14 protein-coding genes and 2 pseudogenes are annotated in these 15,853 nt (G+C 70.7%); 13 read left to right on the forward strand and 3 right to left on the reverse strand.

Annotation, left to right across the window (positions count from 1 at the left end):
- Window positions 1–33 precede the first annotated feature (33 nt).
- From ychF to KY661_RS34080, 5 genes and pseudogenes are all read left to right on the forward strand, one after another.
- Entirely contained in the window at window positions 34–1,143 is a 1,110-nt protein-coding gene (ychF, locus tag KY661_RS34060; protein WP_225414154.1) for a redox-regulated ATPase YchF, read from the forward strand.
- A 259-nt stretch (window positions 1,144–1,402) separates the two neighbouring features.
- Window positions 1,403–1,564, forward strand: a pseudogene (locus tag KY661_RS37855) (MerR family transcriptional regulator); the annotation flags it as partial.
- A gap of 51 nt (window positions 1,565–1,615) precedes the next feature.
- On the forward strand, window positions 1,616–2,011 hold the full coding sequence (locus KY661_RS34070) for a hypothetical protein (protein ID WP_225414155.1): 396 nt from the start codon (window positions 1,616–1,618) through the stop codon (window positions 2,009–2,011).
- Window positions 2,008–3,477, forward strand: a complete 1,470-nt coding sequence (locus KY661_RS34075) for an ATPase domain-containing protein (RefSeq protein ID WP_225414156.1) — start codon at window positions 2,008–2,010, stop codon at window positions 3,475–3,477. The genes KY661_RS34070 and KY661_RS34075 overlap by 4 nt, the downstream gene beginning before the upstream one ends.
- Complete coding sequence (locus tag KY661_RS34080; RefSeq protein WP_225414157.1) at window positions 3,474–5,102, forward strand: hybrid sensor histidine kinase/response regulator; 1,629 nt, start codon at window positions 3,474–3,476, stop codon at window positions 5,100–5,102. The genes KY661_RS34075 and KY661_RS34080 overlap by 4 nt, the downstream gene beginning before the upstream one ends.
- 37 nt (window positions 5,103–5,139) lie before the next feature.
- Here the strand turns inward: KY661_RS34080 and KY661_RS34085 are convergent, their stop codons facing one another.
- Window positions 5,140–5,427, reverse strand: coding sequence for a hypothetical protein (locus KY661_RS34085; protein ID WP_225414158.1), 288 nt, complete (start codon window positions 5,425–5,427; stop codon window positions 5,140–5,142).
- A 174-nt stretch (window positions 5,428–5,601) separates the two neighbouring features.
- On the opposite strand from KY661_RS34085, the gene KY661_RS34090 reads away from it, so the two are divergent.
- Window positions 5,602–7,230: a S8 family serine peptidase gene (locus KY661_RS34090; RefSeq protein ID WP_225414159.1), complete on the forward strand. Its 1,629-nt coding sequence runs from the start codon at window positions 5,602–5,604 to the stop codon at window positions 7,228–7,230.
- 24 nt (window positions 7,231–7,254) lie between these two features.
- Here KY661_RS34090 and KY661_RS34095 read toward each other — a convergent pair whose 3' ends face one another.
- Window positions 7,255–7,983 (reverse strand): SDR family NAD(P)-dependent oxidoreductase, encoded by a 729-nt coding sequence (locus KY661_RS34095; RefSeq protein ID WP_225414160.1) that lies wholly within the window; start codon window positions 7,981–7,983, stop codon window positions 7,255–7,257.
- 167 nt (window positions 7,984–8,150) lie between these two features.
- On the opposite strand from KY661_RS34095, the gene KY661_RS34100 reads away from it, so the two are divergent.
- From KY661_RS34100 to agmC (KY661_RS34110), 3 genes are all read left to right on the forward strand, one after another.
- Window positions 8,151–8,660 (forward strand): hypothetical protein, encoded by a 510-nt coding sequence (locus KY661_RS34100; RefSeq protein WP_225414161.1) that lies wholly within the window; start codon window positions 8,151–8,153, stop codon window positions 8,658–8,660.
- A gap of 65 nt (window positions 8,661–8,725) precedes the next feature.
- On the forward strand, window positions 8,726–10,735 hold the full coding sequence (agmC, locus tag KY661_RS34105; RefSeq protein ID WP_225414162.1) for an adventurous gliding motility protein AgmC: 2,010 nt from the start codon (window positions 8,726–8,728) through the stop codon (window positions 10,733–10,735).
- A 79-nt stretch (window positions 10,736–10,814) separates the two neighbouring features.
- Window positions 10,815–12,896, forward strand: coding sequence for an adventurous gliding motility protein AgmC (agmC, locus tag KY661_RS34110; RefSeq protein ID WP_225414163.1), 2,082 nt, complete (start codon window positions 10,815–10,817; stop codon window positions 12,894–12,896).
- On the opposite strand, the gene KY661_RS34115 is transcribed toward agmC (KY661_RS34110), so the two are convergent.
- On the reverse strand, window positions 12,799–13,341 hold the full coding sequence (locus tag KY661_RS34115) for a hypothetical protein (RefSeq protein WP_225414164.1): 543 nt from the start codon (window positions 13,339–13,341) through the stop codon (window positions 12,799–12,801). The genes agmC (KY661_RS34110) and KY661_RS34115 overlap by 98 nt on opposite strands.
- A 263-nt stretch (window positions 13,342–13,604) precedes the next feature.
- Here KY661_RS34115 and KY661_RS34120 point away from each other — a divergent pair, with 263 nt between their 5' ends.
- From KY661_RS34120 to KY661_RS34135, 4 genes and pseudogenes are all read left to right on the forward strand, one after another.
- Window positions 13,605–14,141 carry a DNA-binding transcriptional response regulator gene (locus KY661_RS34120; protein ID WP_225414165.1) on the forward strand — a complete coding sequence of 179 codons (537 nt, stop codon included), beginning with the start codon at window positions 13,605–13,607 and terminating at the stop codon, window positions 14,139–14,141.
- A 120-nt stretch (window positions 14,142–14,261) separates the two neighbouring features.
- Window positions 14,262–14,810 carry a protein-tyrosine phosphatase family protein gene (locus KY661_RS34125; protein ID WP_225414166.1) on the forward strand — a complete coding sequence of 183 codons (549 nt, stop codon included), beginning with the start codon at window positions 14,262–14,264 and terminating at the stop codon, window positions 14,808–14,810.
- A 42-nt stretch (window positions 14,811–14,852) separates the two neighbouring features.
- On the forward strand, window positions 14,853–15,344 hold the full coding sequence (locus tag KY661_RS34130; RefSeq protein WP_225414167.1) for a hypothetical protein: 492 nt from the start codon (window positions 14,853–14,855) through the stop codon (window positions 15,342–15,344).
- 4 nt (window positions 15,345–15,348) lie between these two features.
- Window positions 15,349–15,853: pseudogene (locus tag KY661_RS34135) on the forward strand (type IV pilus twitching motility protein PilT); the annotation flags it as partial.

Raw genomic sequence — 15,853 nt, forward strand, 5'->3', positions numbered from 1 at the left:
GGCCCGCCGCGTGCGCGGGTTCAAGGAGCCGTCATGGCGCTCTCCATTGGAATCGTCGGACTGCCCAACGTGGGCAAGTCCACCCTGTTCAACGCCCTGTCCGCCGCGGGCGCGCAGGCGGCCAACTACCCGTTCTGCACCATCGAGCCCAACGTGGGCGTGGTGCCCGTGCCGGACGAGCGGCTGGACAAGCTCTCGGCCCTCATCAAGCCCCTGAAGAAGGTGCCCACCTCGCTGGAGTTCGTGGACATCGCGGGCCTGGTGCGCGGCGCCTCGAAGGGCGAGGGCCTGGGCAACCAGTTCCTGGCCAACATCCGCCAGGTGGACGCGGTGCTGCACGTGCTGCGCTGCTTCGAGGACGACAACGTCACCCACGTGGAGGGCGGGGTGAACCCCGTCCGGGACCGGGACGTGGTGGACACGGAGCTGTGCCTCAAGGACCTGGAGACGGTGGAGAAGCGCCGCGAGCGCTCCCAGCGCAACGCCAAGATGGGCGGCAAGGCGGGCGACGAGGCCAAGGCGGAGCTGGCGCTGCTCGACCGCATCAAGGCGGGGCTGGACTCGGCCATCACCGTGCGCGCGCAGAAGCTGAACGAGGAGGAGCACGCGGCCATCCGCGAGCTGTTCCTGCTCACGGACAAGCCGGTGCTGTACGTGGCGAACATCGGCGAGAACCAGATCGGCAAGGAAGATGCCTCCGTGCACGTGAAGGCCGTGCGCGAGATGGCCGAGAAGGAGGGCGCCGGGGTGGTGGTGCTCGCCGCGGCCATGGAGGCCGAAATCCAGCAGCTGCCCGAGGAGGAGCGCCCGGGCTTCCTGGAGAGCGCGGGGCTGACCGAGCCGGGCCTGCACAAGGTGGTGCGCGCGGGCTACAAGCTGCTGGGCCTGCAGACGTACTTCACCGTGGGCGAACAGGAGTGCCGCGCCTGGACGATTCACACGGGCTTCAAGGCCCCGCAGGCGGCCGGCGTCATCCACTCGGACTTCGAGCGCGGCTTCATCAAGGCCGAGGTGATGCGCTGGGAGGACCTCATCAAGCTCGGCAGCGAGAGCGCGGTGAAGGAGAGGGGCCTGCTGCGCGTGGAAGGCAAGGAGTACGTCGTCCAGGACGGCGACTGCATGCACTTCCGCTTCAACGTCTAGGGCCCCGAGCCGTTTGCAATTCACGCGCTCCCGCTTTGAGCGGAGCCCCTCTGCAACGTGGAGACGGGCACGCCGTCGAACGTGCGGGGGTTCGCGCATGGCAGCCTGGGGAAAAGTCAGGCGGCCAACGTTCTCTTGCCCTCCTGTCGCGTCTCCGACTTGTCCAGAGTTCCTGATGTGTCCATCTTCCAGGTACCTGGTTCGAGGATCTCCGAAGGTGTGATGCAATGGCCGAAATGCCGAAGAGCTCCTCACGCCCAGCGAGGCGGCCCATGTCCTCAGCCTCTCATCGGACACTGTCCGGGTGGTGAGCGATAAGGGCGTCCTTCCCACGCTGCGCACCATGAGCGGACGCCGCCTCTTTCGCCGTGTCGATGTCGAACGTCTCGCCCAGCCCTCAGCGCAGGCGAGGGGCATTTAAGGGGTCCAAGGCGGTTTGGGGCTGCTTGTGTGGGCTTAAAAGGTGTCATGCGTGAGTTCGCGGAACGAGCAGCCACAGCCCAATGAGGCCAGCGAGGCCCACGGCTGCGACCCTACGGAGCTCTTCGAACTCATCTGGGCTGCACTCGTCGACCTCTTGGGGAGCGCGGCGGCGGCGACGCTGATCCGCCGCAGCCTGAAGCGCGCTGCGGAGCGTGCTCCTGGCCTCAACGGCATCTCCATCAGCAGGGAGCGTTTCGAGTATCGCTATGTCCTTCCGGCCGGATGGAAGGACAACCCCTCCGGAGCGCTCGATGGCCTGCGGGAGGTTGGCCGAGAGCTGCATCCGCTGCTGCTGGAGCTGACGGGCTTGGTGGTTGTGCACCGGCTTCGTGGGATTCCTGCCCTCGAGCGGTGCCGAGTATTCCCCTCGGAGAATGAGCCATGACTTCGCAAAGACCGGCTCTCAAGTTCGAGAGCACCGGCGACCAGGAACTGGACAAGATTCTCGGTGGAGGTATCCCCGCGCGCTCCGTGGTGATGATCGCTGGTGAGCCGGGGTCCGGGAAGACGGTCGTGACACTCCAGATGCTCTTCCACGCGGCGCGCCATGGGAAGAAGTGTCTCTATTTCACCACGCTCTCGGAGCCTGCCCTCAAGGTCATTCGCTACATACAGTTGTTCGACTTCTTTGATGTCGATCTGCTCGACAAGCAAGTCATCTTCGTTGACCTCGGCGCCTGTGTCCGCGAGGGAGCGGACCGGACCCTGGCGGAGATTGTGGCTCGGGTCGAGAAGCACGAGCCTGACTTCGTGGTCATCGACAGCTTCCGGGCCGTGGGCGAGCTGCTTCGCGTTCAGGGCGCTGCGGCGCGCCCTTTCATTTATGATCTCGCTGTTCAGACGACGGGCTGGGGCGCGACGACCTTGCTGGTCGGTGAGTACACGCGTGAGGAGTTCCCCTCCTTCGCCGAGTTCGCCGTGGCGGATGGCATCATCCGCCTCGGGAGCGAGCGCCAGGAGCTGACCTCCGTGCGGGAGATGGAGGTGCTCAAGCTCCGCGGGGCGGGGTACGCTTCCGGCCGGCACTTCTTTGACATCAGCAAGGCGGGCGTTTCCTTCTATCCCCGGGTGAGTACTCCCACGGCCCCGGAGCTTCATTCAGGCATGGCGCCAGGAACTCGCGCACCCACCGGCATCGAAGGGCTCGATGAACTGCTCGGAGGTGGGCTCCCGCGAGGGAGTACCACGGTCGTCCAGGGAGCCACCGGCGCTGGGAAGACGCTCCTCAGCCTGAGCTTCCTCCTGGAGGGAGCGCACAGGGGGGAGAAGGGGGTCCTCTTCACGCTCGAGGAGACGCCGGATCAACTCCGCTGGATTGCGAGCAGCATGGGATGGGACCTCGCCGCGCTCGAGGAACAAGGCAGGCTCGTCATCAGGTACGCGTCGCCGGTCGAGCTGTCGACGGATCGATTCCTGTACGAGGCCCGAAGGCAGGTAGGCGAGCTGGGCGCGGCCCGGGCGGTGTTCGACAGCTTGACCACCATGGCGCTGGGAGTGCCCTCCAGCCGGCGCTACAAGGAAATGGTCTACGCCATCGCGAAGCACATGCGGGGCGTGGGGGTGACGCTCCTCATGACAGTCGAGTCCGAACAGCTGCTGGGTACCGCCCAGCTCTCGGGGCAAGGAGCGTCCTTCATCGCCGATAACCTCATTCAGCTTCGCTACGTCGAGATCGGAGCCAAGCTCGAGCGGGCAATCTCGGTGATCAAGGCGCGCGGCATCAAGCACGACTCCGAGCTTCGGTCGTTGACCATCGGCTCCAGCGGCCTGAAGGTCATCAAGGGGCGTTTCAAGGACCTGAGGGGGATTCTCACCGGCCTGCCCATCGGTGACCCGGCGGAGGTCCAATGAGCGCCGGCTATGAGGCCGAACTCCATCGCAGCGCACGGATCCTGTCCGAGATCTCGCACACGCTGGAGTCGGCGGATGACGCCGATGAGCGGGTTCTGCGCGCGCTGGAGCTGATGCGGGACCTCCTCCCGTACCAGCGATGCTCGCTGCTCAAGGCCTTCCCGGGCGCTTCGCGGGTGTTGTTCGTCGTTCCCGAGCTGTCAGCGGCGGAGCGGGGGCCGCTGCTCGCGGCCCTCACCCGGGTGTTCCGCCTGGTGGCGCACGCCGAAGAGATTGGACGCTCATCCGCCGGCCCTCCTCATCTGACGCTGCCTCTGATGGGACTGGACGAGGTGATCGGCCTTGTTCGCATGGAGCCATCCGCGGACACCTCGTACGAAGTGCAGCATCTCCGGCTGTTCTCCGTCGCCGCCGCGCAGTTGGGTGCCTACCTGGCGATGATCAAGCTGCGAGAGGAAGACGCACGAAGGACCGAGGAGCTCATCGCCGCGCATGATTTCCAGCGGCTGCTGGTTGGAATCGTCAGCCATGACCTGCGCAATCCGCTCTCGGTCATCACGACAGTGGCGTCCTCTCTCCTGAGAAAGACGGAGGATCCGCAGAGGGCGAAGGCCCTGGAGCGTGCGCTCCGGAGTGCGGAGAGGGCCAACCGGATCATCAATGACCTGCTCGACGTCACGCACATTCGAGTCACTGGCGGGCTTCGGGTATCTCGAAAGCGCATCGACCTGCTCGCGCTCCTCCAGGAGGTTCTCGAGGATCTCCGGCTGGCGCATCCGGGGCGCGAGCTTCAGTTCGTGGGGCCTGGCGAGGATGCAGTCCCGGGCGAGTGGGATCCTGACCGCCTGACGCAGGTGGTGATAAACTTGATCAGCAATGCCCTGCAGCACGGTGAGGAGGGGGCGGCTGTCCAGGTCGTCCTCCACGCGCTCGATGAAGACGTTGTCCTTGAGGTCCACAATCGCGGCCCTGTGATACCCAGCGACTTGAGGCAGGTGCTGTTCAATCCATTCAAACAGGGACGCCACACCCAGCATCGTGCAGCGGGAGGCGGGCTCGGGCTGGGGCTCTACATCGTGGATCAGATTGTCCGGAGCCACGGTGGGGAGGTCTCCGTTCAGTCGACAGCGCCAGAGGGGACGACGTTGAGGGTCACCCTCCCACGTATGCTGCGGGGGCATCGCGCCCCTGAGCACTCCTCCGCTGCAAGCGGCTCCCGGGGCGAGCGCTCAGCCGATGAGAGAGGGAGGACTGAGTCAACGACGGTCATGGTGGTCGATGACGACGTCGATGTCCGATCCGGCATCGCGGAGCTCCTGCAGAGCAGCGGCTACAAAGTCACTGCGGCCGCGAATGGCGCGGAGGCCCTCGAACTCCTCCGCCGTGGACCGCTCCCGAACCTCATCCTGGTAGACCTCTCCATGCCGGTCATGGACGGGGAGAGCTTCTGCAACGCTTGCAGCGATGACGCGGAGCTGGCTTCGATTCCGCGATTCATTATTTCAGCCGATGCTGCGACCGCCGTGAAGCTAACGCGGCACGGAGCCGCTGGCTTCCTGGGCAAGCCTCTTCAGGCAAACGCGCTCCTGAACGCCGTGGAGCAATGGTCGGAATCCTTCGAATGACGCCGCACCGTGTGCCGGGGCTACCTGGGCGGGTGCGCTAGGCGCCCGCCCCGCGCGAGCGCACGTAGAACCAGAAGGCCACGGCCGCCAGCGCCAGCACGCTGGTGAGGATGGCCGAGCGGCGGTTGAGGCCCGCGGGGTCCGGAAAGCGCAGGGCCAGGAACCACGCCGCCCCCAGCCGCAGCACCAGGAACACGGCGATGAGCACCCCGCCCAACCAGAGCATGTCCGGGCGGGGCTGCAGGGAGAGCGCCAGCGCGCCGACGAGCGCCGCGGTGCCCAGCACGCGCGCCCCGATGATCCAGCCAGGGTAGTTTCGTGTCACCGGGGCAGTCTCGCCCTCCCGTTTCCCCTCGCCAATGCCGCCGTGCCTCCGGCCCTCCCCAGGGTCCTGGGGCGCACACATGGCCCGGGCGCCCGGGCCGCGTTTGGCTTCGAAATTCCAGAAAGGACTGCTATCCTGGTTCTTTGACGCCCGGTGTCATCGGGAGGAGCCGTCGTGGGACTTCGCCAGCGCCTGTCCGTCCTCGCCTTCCTGGCGCTGGGGGCCTGCGTCTCGCCGGAGTCCGGGCCGGTGCCCGGGGATTTCCCGGTCCGTCTGGTGACGTCGCGGGGCCTGCTGCGCACCGGGGGCGCGTGGGTGCCCGGGCAGTACATCGTCGTGCTCAAGGAGCCCCTCGCCCGCGCCGGGCCCGTGGACGTGGAGGCGGGGGCGCGGGGGCTCGCCGCCCGCCATGGCGTGCAGGTGGAGCGCACGTACACGCACGCGCTGCGGGGCTTCCTGGTGAGGGCCTCGGAGGCCCAGGCCCAGCAGCTCGCCGCGGAGCCCTCCGTGAAGTACGTGGTGGAGGACGGCCTGGCCGCCCCCGATGCCGTGCAGACGGTGCTCCCCTGGGGGCTGGACCGGATTGGCCAGCAGGACCTGCCGCTCAACGGCGCCTACACCCACACCTTCACCGGCAAGGGGGTGCATGCCTACGTCATCGACACGGGCATCCGCGCCACGCACGCCGAGTTCGGGGGCCGCGTCTCGCTGGACTACACCGGCGTGCCGGAGGGCCCTGGCGCCGGGGACTGCCAGGGCCATGGCACCCATGTGGCCGGCATCCTGGGCGGCACCACGTGGGGCGTGGCCAAGGACGTCTCCCTGCACTCGGTGCGCGTGTTCGGCTGCGAGGGCGGCGCGCCCTGGTCCACGGTGCTGGGCGCGGTGGACTGGGTGACGGCCCACCACCTCAAGCCCGCCGTGGCCACCCTGAGCCTGAGCGGCGGGGCCAACCAGGCGGTGGATGACGCGGTCCGCAACTCCATCGCCGCGGGCATCGTCTACGCCGTGTCCGCGGGCAACCAGAACACCAACGCCTGTGCCGTGTCCCCCGCCCGCCTCGCCGAGGCCCTCACCGTGGGCGCCACGGACCGCGAGGACCACCGCGCCCCCTTCTCCAACCATGGTCCGTGCTTGGACTTGTTCGCCCCGGGCGCGGGCATCGCCTCGGCCGGGCACGGCGGCGACACGGCCACGCACACCCTGGGCGGCACCTCCATGGCCGCCGCGCACGTGGCGGGCGCCGCGGCGCTGTTCCTGGAGTTCAACCCCACCGCGGAGCCGTACCTCGTGGCCCAAGCGCTCACCGGGTACGCCTCGGTGGACAAGGTCCTCCAGCCGGGACGGGGCACCCCCAACCGCTTGCTGTTCTCCAACCCCCACATCGCCACGCCGTTCGAGATCATCGCGCGGTACAGCGCCCAGTGCCTGGAGGTGGTGGGCGGCAGCGCGGAGGCGGGGGCGGGCTTCATGCAGACCGTCTGCCACACCGGCCCCAGCCAGCGCTTCCGGTTCGAGCCCGTGTCGTCCGGCGCGTACCGCATCGTGGCGCAGCACAGCGGCCAGTGTCTGGATGCCGCCAGCGGCCACCCGGAGGCGCCGGACGCGCTCCTCCAGCAGCCCTGCCACCCGGGCGGCACCCAGCGCTTCCACCTCTTCGCGCGGGATGGCGGGTTCTACCGCATCACGGCTCAGCACACCGGCCAGTGCCTGGACATGGGCGGAGGGCCCGCCGCGCCCGGCAGTCCGCTGGTGCAGTCTCCCTGCCATGACGGGCCCAGCCAGCAGTTCAGGCTCAACTGACCGCGGGCGGGGCCGGGGGCCCGGCTATACCGCCGTCCACCCGCCATCGATGTCGAGCACCTGGCCGGTGGCATAGGCATTGGTCGACAGGAAGAAGGCCGCGTCGGCCATGTCGTGCACGGTGCCCGAGCGGCGCAGCGGAATGCGGCTCACCAGGCCGTCCATGAAGGCGCCCAGCTCCTCGGGGGGCACGCCCCAGTCGATGGCCGTGTCCCGCGTCAGCCCGGGCGACAGGACGTTGACCCGGATGCCCTTGGGCGCCAGCTCGATGGCGAGCGAGGCCCCCATGGCGTTGATGCCCCCACACAGCGCCGCGCCGCCCGCGTAGTGCGTCAGGGCCGAGCGCCCGGCGACGCCCGAGCACAGCACGATGGAGCTGCCCGGCGCCATCTTCGGCACGGCGTAGCGCACCGCGGAGAGCTGCCCGAAGAGGCGGGATTTGAACATGTCGCTCCACGCCTGGAGGGGCACGTCCTCGACGGGGCCGAACACCGCGCCGCCCGCGCAGGTGACCAGCAGATCCACCTGGGACACCGAGTCCATGAGCCGTTTGACCTGGGCCTCGTCTCCGACGTCCGTGGGCACGCCCCGCGCCCCCCGTCCGATCTTCGCTGCGGCCTCTTCCAGCCGCTGCGGCCTGCGCCCTGCGAGCACCACCTGTGCTCCCTCGCGCGCGAAACGCTCGGCAATCGCGAAACCGATCCCCGAACCTCCACCCGTGATGATGGCGACTTTCCCGTCTAAAGTACCCATGCGCACCCCCCGTTCAGTGACACATGCGAGGAAAGCAGAAAATGCGCCTCGCGGGTAGCCCAGCCGCCGGATTCGTTGTGTGACATGTGTTGAATCCGGGAAGGGGCGGAAGTGTCTTTGGGTCTGCCAAAACGGATGTATCAGGAAGACAGAAGGAGTCTGGATGCATGGCCTCCGTGGTTGACGCGCTCTCCCGTGAGCAGCTGGTGCAGGACCGTGACGCCGCCGCCCGCGTGGCCGTGCCGGGCGAGCCGCCCCACGTGTCTGTCTTGCGCCTGTGCGAGGCGGGGCTGCTCCAGGGCGGCCTGACGGCGGCGCTCAACGTCCGTCCGGACGAGCTCGTGGGGCCGCTCACGCTGGCCATGGGCGGCGCGGCGCGGCGCTTCAAGCTGGTGGACGTGCGGGAGCGGCCCCGGCTGGAGCTGCATGCGCTCGTGGAGGGGCACACCGAGCGCTGGGAGGTGGAGGACCTGCCCGGGCTCGTGCACAACCTCAATGATGTGTACCGGCAGGAGGCGGGCGTGCGCGCGGTGGCGGTGCTGGGCGAGTGGGCCGATGCGCTCCAGTTGCTGTGCGTGGACAAGCGCGCCCTGCCGCGGCTGCTCCGCCAGTCCTTTTTCGAACCCTTGAACCGCGAAGCGCTCCAGTCAATCGCCGCGCAGGGCAAGGGGGCGTAAGGCGGCGGACGTGCGGCGGCGCGCGGTGCTCGACCCGTTTCGGGGGACTGGGGCACCATGCGCGCATGCGAATCACCCTGGGACTGCTTGTCCTGCTGCTCGCGGGACGCGTGGGCGCGGAGCCGGACTCCTTCGGACTGGGCACGCGCCGCAGCGGCGCGTTGACCGTGTCTACCCAGAACCGGAACATCAACAGCTACGCCCCGCTGAAGGCCAGCGCCGCGGCGGGGGCGGTGTCCCTGGAGGTGGCCACCACCACCGGCTTCGAGGCCGAGGGCCTGGTGCTCGTCCACCAGTCCACGGGGCTCACGCCCGTGCCGGCCTCGGGCGACCCGCAGCCCCTGCACCTGGCCAGCGGCACGGTGGGCCGGTACGAGTTCGCGCGCGTCGCCTCGGTCTCCGCCGGCACGCTGACGCTGACGGCGCCGCTGCTCCACGGTTATCCCGGCGGGGCCACCCAGGTGGTGAGCGTGCCCGAGTACTCCCAGCTCACCGTCCAGACGGGGGCCTCGCTGCGGGCCCTGCCCTGGGATGGGAGCAAGGGCGGCATCCTCGTGGCGCTGGTGTCCATGGAGCTGCTCAACAACGGCGAGGTGTCCGTCTCGGGGACGGGCTTTCGCGGGGGACGGTTCATCAGCCACGAGGACCGGGAGGGGTGCGTGGGCCTGGACGAGCCGGCGGCCAGCGGCGGCAGCTACAAGGGCGAGGGGCTGGTGGTGGGGCGCTACGGCTCGGCCTCGGGCTACGGGAACCTGGCCAACGGGGGCGGGGGCGGCAACTGCCACAACGCCGGCGGCGGGGGCGGCGCGCACGCGGGGGTGGGCGGCACCGGCGGGCGGGCCTCGGCCGCGCGGGGAGACCAGGCGGTGGGCGGCCTGGGCGGGGCCCCGGTGGTGTACACCCCCACCGAGCGCCTGCTCTTTGGCGGGGGCGGCGGCTCGGGCGAGGGCAATGAGAACCGGGGCTCGGGGGGCGGGGCGGGCGGTGGGCTGATGCTCCTGCGCGCCCAGAAGATCGACGGGACAGGGATCTTCACCGCCGAGGGTGCCCAGCCGTTGATTACCCAGGGAGACGACGGGGCGGGCGGCGGCGGCGCGGGCGGTGCCATCGTCCTGCGGTCGGCGAGCGACCTGATCTGCGGCGCCGCGTCGGCGCGCGGGGGCAACGGCGGGGATGTGCGCGACACGGTGGCCGCGCTCGGTCCCGGCGGCGGGGGCGGCGGGGGCGTCGTCTTCCTGCAAGGTAGTTCCATCGCCTGTCAGTCCCCGGTCTCGGGCGGTACCGCCGGCCAGTCGGCGGTGAGCAAGGACTCCCACGGGGCCACGCCCTCCAATGGCAACGCGGGGAATGCCTCGGGGCGCGCGCAGAGCGTCACCCTGCCGTTCCAGGCCCCCGCCGCGCCCACGTTGATCTCCCCCGCGCAGGGCGCCACGGGGGTGGATCCGCGCCCCCTCCTTGAGTTCGACGCGGGGCAAGGGGTCCGGGTGCATCTGTTCATGGATGGGGTGCCCTTGGCCTCCGTGGACGCGGACCGGAGTGGCCTCTTCTCGTTCCAGGTCACCACGCCCCTGGCCCCGGGGCCGCACGCGCTGAGCGCCGCCGCGGAGTTCCTGGGCGTCTGGAGCCCCGTGGCGGGCCCGCACCGCTTCGAGGTGTCCTCGGAGACGGACGGAGGGCTGCCCGGGCCGGACGGCGGGGAGGAGCCGTTGCTGGTGGTGCCAGGCCAGGACGAGGTGGTGGGCCCCATGCCGCTGCTGGCCGGCACGGCGCTGGCCGGCACGCGCGTGAGCCTCCAGGTGGATGGGGTGGAGGTGGCCCAGGTGGAGGTGGATGGCGAGGGCCGGTTCCACCACGCGCTGAGCGCCGGGCAGGCCCTGGCCCCCGGGCCCCACGCCGCCACCGCCCAGTTCCTGGAGGAGGGCACCCGTCCCGCGCCCGTGCCCACGCGGTTCGAGGTCGTCACCTCCCTGGGGGTGGGCTGTGGGTGCGGGGCCTCGGCCGGCGCGGGGGGCGGGGTGCTGGGAGGACTGCTGGCACTCGGGACCTTGCGCCGCCGCCGCTCCCGGTGCCGGTGAAGGCGCGTTCCTGGCGCGCGCCCGAAAAGGCAGGGCAGGTGTCTCGACCCTTGGTGGGGGGCTGGGGCAGCATGGCCCCATGCGGATGGTTCTGTTCTGGCTCGGCCTTCTCGTGGCGCAACGCGTGCTCGCGGAGCCAGACACCTTCGGTTTCGGCTCGGGGCGCAGCGGCTCGCTGTCCGTGAAGGACACGGACTCCGCCGTCATCAACCGCTACAGCCCGCTGAGCACGCCCGTGGCGGCGGGGGCGCGGGAGCTGGCCGTGGCGGATGCCGCCGGCTTCACGGCGGGAGAGCTGGTGCTGCTCCATGCCTCCTCGGGGCTGACGCCTGCGCCGGACTCCGGCGCCCAGGCCCCGCTGGCGCTCTCCGGTGGCCCGGTGGGCCAGTACGAGTTCGCGCGTGTGGAGTCGGTCTCCGCGGCGGCGGTCCGGCTGACGGCGCCGCTGCTCCACGGCTACCCCGCGCCCGGCACGCAGGTGGTGAGCGTGCCGGAATACACGCAGGTGCAGGTGGGCGAGCGGGCCTCGCTGCGCGCGGCGCCGTGGGATGGGCAGGTGGGCGGGCTCCTGGTGTTCCTCGTCACCGGCACGCTGTCCAACGCGGGGACCGTCACCGTGGCGGGGCTGGGGTTCCGGGGCGGCAGCATGTTCAACCACGCCCGCTGGACCGGGTGCTCGGACGTCGATGTGCCCGTCACGCGCGGGGGCTCCTATAAAGGAGAGGGCCTGGTGGCGGAGCGCTTCGGCGTGGCCTCCGGGCGTGGCAACCTGGCCAACGGCGGCGGCGGCGGCAACTGCCACAACGCGGGCGGCGGCGGGGGCGGGCATGGGGGCGTGGGCGGCCCGGGCGGGCGCTCCGCCGTGGTGGATGGGGCGCGGGCGGTGGGCGGCCTGGGCGGCGCCGCGGTGGTGTACTCGCCCTTCGAGCGCCTCGTCTTTGGCGGCGGCGGCGGCGAAGGGGAGGGCAACAACACGTTTGGCACCGCGGGCGGCGCGGGCGGCGGGGCGATGCTCATCCGCGCGGGCCAGGTGCAGGGCCCGGGCCGCTTCCTGGCGAACGGGAGCGCCGCGGCGGCCACGCGGCTGGGTGGAGACGATGGCGCGGGCGGCGGCGGGGCCGGCGGGGCCGTTTCGCTCCGGTCGGGGGGCGCCCTGGCCTGCGGCGGCGTGGAGGCCTCCGGGGGCCAGGGCGGGGACACCACGCATGCCACGGAGGAGACGGGGCCGGGGGGCGGGGGCGCGGGCGGCGTCATCCTGCTCCAGGGCACCCCGCTGGCCTGTCCCGCGTCCGCGCGCGCCGGGGCCGCCGGCACCTGGCGCATCCAGAACGATTCGCGCGGGGCAGGCCCCGTTGCGGGCCAGGACGCGCCCTCTCAGGGGCTTCTGCGGAGCGTCTCCTTTCCCGTGGGGCCGCTGGCGCCGCCCGTGCTGAGCCAGCCGCTGAGCGGGGCGCGCGGGGTGGCCTCACGCCCCCTGTTCGAGGGAACGGCGGCGCCGGGCGCGCACGTCTCGCTCGTGCTCGATGGCCAGCCCCTCGCGGAAGTCCAACTGGAGGAGGCCCAGGAGCGCTTCGCGTATGAAGCCCCCACGGACCTGAGCCCGGGCGCCCACGAGGTGCGGGTGTCCGCCTCCTGGCAGGGCCTGTTCAGCGCGCTGTCCGCGCCGGTCCTCTTCGAGGTGGGCGGGGAGAACGCCGGCGCGCCGGCGGTGGTGATGGTGGTGCCCGTGGAGGGCGCGCGCGTGGAGCCCACGCCGCTGCTGGCCGGGAAGAGCCCTCCGGACGCACGGGTGTCCGTCGAGGTGGATACGGTGGAGGTGGCCCAGGTGTCCGCGGACGCCGAAGGGCGCTTTCGCTACGTGCTGTCCGCGGAGCAGGCCCTGGCGCCCGGGATGCACCAGGTCTCGGCCCGGGTGCTCGACACGCAGGAGGGCGAGGCGCTCCGCTCGCAGGTGACGGCCTTCGAGGTGGTGGAGCCCCGGGAACTGGATGCGGGCTGCGGGTGTGGCGCGGGCCCGGCGGGAGGCCTGGGGGGCCTGGCCGGGCTGCTGGGGCTGTGGGCCGCTAGAGGCCGAGCACGAGCGCCAGGGCGGCGGCCACCTGGAGGTCACCTTCGCTCGCCAGGGCCTCGGGAATCTCGAGCGACACCGGCCTCTCGATGAGGCCGCCGCAGGCACGCTCTCCCGCGTAGGCGCCATTCGCGAACCGCAAGTCGTAGCCGCAGCGCCCCAGGGTGCCCGTCAGCTTCTCGGGCCCCCAGGCGAGCTGGATGTACCGGCCGGCGAAGGTGCCGCGGATGGTGACCTCCTGGCCTTGCCGCTCCAGGTGCATCCGCACCGGCAGGCTGCCCACGATGCCGGTGACTTCCTCCTCGGAGATGGCCAGGTTCACCACCCGGTCATAGGCCCGTCCCCGGATGGCGCTGGGCGAGTGGAAGAGCTGGAAGGTGGGGCCGGTGATGGCATCCGGCGTGACGCGCGCGCTGAGGGCGGTCTGAGGCGTGCGCAGAATCAGCTCCTCCCCCTCGGCCGCGAGTGCCTGCCCGCTGGCAAGCAGGCCCGCCGGCAGGAGCCCCACGAAACCCAAGGCGAAACGTGTCTTCGTCATGAAGAAAACAATAGGTTTCGCCCCCGTGAACGGCATGTGAAACGGCAGTCGGGGGGCCCGGTGCGGCCCCCGCTGGGCGGGCTTCCTGCCTCCAGGACAGGGCTCCCGGTCCACGCTGGACATGCCTACGTTGACGCCTGACGCACCAGGGCATGTATGCGTCTTGAGTTGAGCCGAACCCGCGATTGCGTCTCGCGCCGGGAGGGGTTTACTCTGCTTACGTGTCTAAACCGCTCCCCTCCATCCCTGGCTTCTTGCCGGCCTTGCAAGACTCCGCCGCCACGGAGATCAAGGGCCTGCGGCGCAGGGCCTTCATTCCGGGAGTGCTGGGCATGTCCTCCGCCTCGGGCGTGGCGCCGGTGCGGCTGCGCTCCTCGCCGCCGGACCGCGCCGGGTCGGACCGCGAGCCGAGCGTGCTCGTCATCGCCGAGCAGGTGAGCGTGCGCAACGACGTGGCGCGCGAACTGGCCCGGAACTTCGAGATACTGCACGCGACGCACTTCACCTCCGCGCTGCGCAAGCTCGCCGCGCGGCCCTCGGTGTCCGCCATCATCCTCGATCTGGCGTTGGTGGATGGGCGGGGCGCCTCGTGGTTCCTGGCCCGGCTGGTGGACCATGCCTACGAAGGGCCCCGCATCCTGCTGTCCAGCGTGCTGGGCCGCCAGGAGACCTCCTCCCAGAGCAGCGGCCCGCGGAGCCACTTCACGCTGGCCACCCCCTGGGTGCCCGGCGAGCTGCGCGCCCACATCGATCGGGCCCTGGGCACGCCCTGCGCTGCCCAGCGCGCCGTGGACATGTAGGACCCTCGGAAGCGCCCGCGGTCCCCCCCTCACGCTTTGTGACGCCCCCCCTCTCCCGGAGGCCCGGGGGCGTTTCTATCTTGGCCGCGGAACGACGGGGGGCGGGAGGCGCACGGGGACATGAGCGGGCCACAGTGGAATCTGAACCTCGACTGGGTGACGGACGGACTCGCGGTGGGGGGCAGCTTCCCCATCGAGGCGGCCGGGCACCTGGCCCAGGCCCTGGGCATTGGCCACATCGTGGACCTGCGGCGGGAGATGTGTGACGACGAGCACATCCTGCGCGAGCATGGCATCTGCCTGCTGCACCTGCCCACCTTGGATCTGCACGGCGTTCAACGTGGGATGCTCACCGACGGGGTGGCCTGGGTGACGGGGCGCCTGGCGCGGGGCCAGAAGGTCTACATCCACTGCGAGTACGGCATCGGGCGGAGCGCGACGCTGGCGCTGTGTGTGATGGTGGCGCTGGGGCACTCGCCCCTGGAGGCGCTGCAGCGGCTGAAGGCGGCGCGGTGGCAGGTGGCCCCCAGCCTCACGCAACTGGCGGTGTTCCGCGAGTGGGCGGGCCAGTGGCGGACGCAGCGGGGGCTGAGCTGGCCGATGCCCACGGTGGGACAGCTCGTGTCGGCCGCCGAGGGCACCGGGGGCCCGGTGTTCACCCGGAGTTAGGAGCATGGATTCCAGGGGAGGGTGGGAAGGGCCGTTCTGGCCGTGCTAGAAACGGCCCTCGCCTTGGAAGACTTCCGCATCCCGAAACGGCGTGTCCCGGTCCAGCTCGTCCTCCCCGGTGGGGAGACGCGCGAGGTCCATGTTTTTCTCTCCGAAGGCGTGCCGGACAGTCCTCACGGCGAGCGGCTCTCGGACCTGCTCAATGGCCAGGCGAAGTTCGTGCCCGTCTCGGACGCCACGCGCGAGACGGTCACCTTCGTGAACAGCGCGAGCATCGCGGTGGCCTGGGTGGAGGCCGCGCACGAGCTGCGCGAGGAGGAGCGGCTCACCATCCTCACCGAGCACGAGGTGGAGGTGCGGCTCGTGGGTGGCCAGCGGCTCCAGGGGCTCGTCACCTACCTTCAGCCCGATGACCGCTCGCGGCTCACGGACTACCTCAACGGCACCCCGTCCTTCCTCCGGCTCATCCAGGGGGAGCGGATGGCCCTCATCAACAAACACCACGTCGCGTACGTGGAGTTCCTCTCGCGCTGAGACCATGCCCAGGCTCGACCCCATCATCGAAAAGCTTTTCAAGGACGCAGGGCAGGAGCTGCTCTTCGAGACGGGCAACGGGGTGAACATGCGCACCGCGTTCGGCCTGTTGCCGGTGCTGAAGCAGAACCTCACCTCGCAGCAGATCCTGGGCGCGCTGGCGGAGCTGGTGCCCCCCGAGCAGCGCGGGGGCTTTCCGGCCGAGGGGGCCAGCGCCTTCTCCTACCAGTCGCCGGGGGGCCCGGTGCAGGTGAAGCTGGAGAACGTCCAGGGCCACGTGAAGGCGTGGATGACGCCGGGGGTGCCGGGGTACTCGGCGGAAGGGGAGCTCGAGCTGGCCTCGCCCGCCGAGATGATGCAGCTGGCCGCCGAGGGCTTCACCCCCTCGTTCTCCACCGCCATTCCCCTGTCCCTGACGACGCCCGCGCCCATTCCACCGCCCACGCCCGCGCCGGTGCCTGCCGCGGCGCCGGGCGCGCGGCCGGGCATGACGCCGGCCCCGCTGCCGG

It is taken from the genome of Allostigmatella hybrida (genome assembly GCF_020103775.1).
GTDB lineage: Bacteria > Myxococcota > Myxococcia > Myxococcales > Myxococcaceae > Hyalangium > Hyalangium aurantiaca.

Bases quoted from the DNA above. Each gene is read 5' to 3' on its own strand.
- KY661_RS34080 (WP_225414157.1), top strand. From the start codon at position 3,474: ATGAGCGCCGGCTATGAGGCCGAACTCCATCGCAGCGCACGGATCCTG.
- KY661_RS34115 (WP_225414164.1), bottom strand. From the start codon at position 13,341: ATGACGAAGACACGTTTCGCCTTGGGTTTCGTGGGGCTCCTGCCGGCG.
- KY661_RS34075 (WP_225414156.1), top strand. From the start codon at position 2,008: ATGACTTCGCAAAGACCGGCTCTCAAGTTCGAGAGCACCGGCGACCAG.
- KY661_RS34100 (WP_225414161.1), top strand. From the start codon at position 8,151: ATGGCCTCCGTGGTTGACGCGCTCTCCCGTGAGCAGCTGGTGCAGGAC.
- agmC (WP_225414162.1), top strand. From the start codon at position 8,726: ATGCGAATCACCCTGGGACTGCTTGTCCTGCTGCTCGCGGGACGCGTG.
- agmC (WP_225414163.1), top strand. From the start codon at position 10,815: ATGCGGATGGTTCTGTTCTGGCTCGGCCTTCTCGTGGCGCAACGCGTG.
- KY661_RS34125 (WP_225414166.1), top strand. From the start codon at position 14,262: ATGAGCGGGCCACAGTGGAATCTGAACCTCGACTGGGTGACGGACGGA.
- KY661_RS34095 (WP_225414160.1), bottom strand. From the start codon at position 7,983: ATGGGTACTTTAGACGGGAAAGTCGCCATCATCACGGGTGGAGGTTCG.
- ychF (WP_225414154.1), top strand. From the start codon at position 34: ATGGCGCTCTCCATTGGAATCGTCGGACTGCCCAACGTGGGCAAGTCC.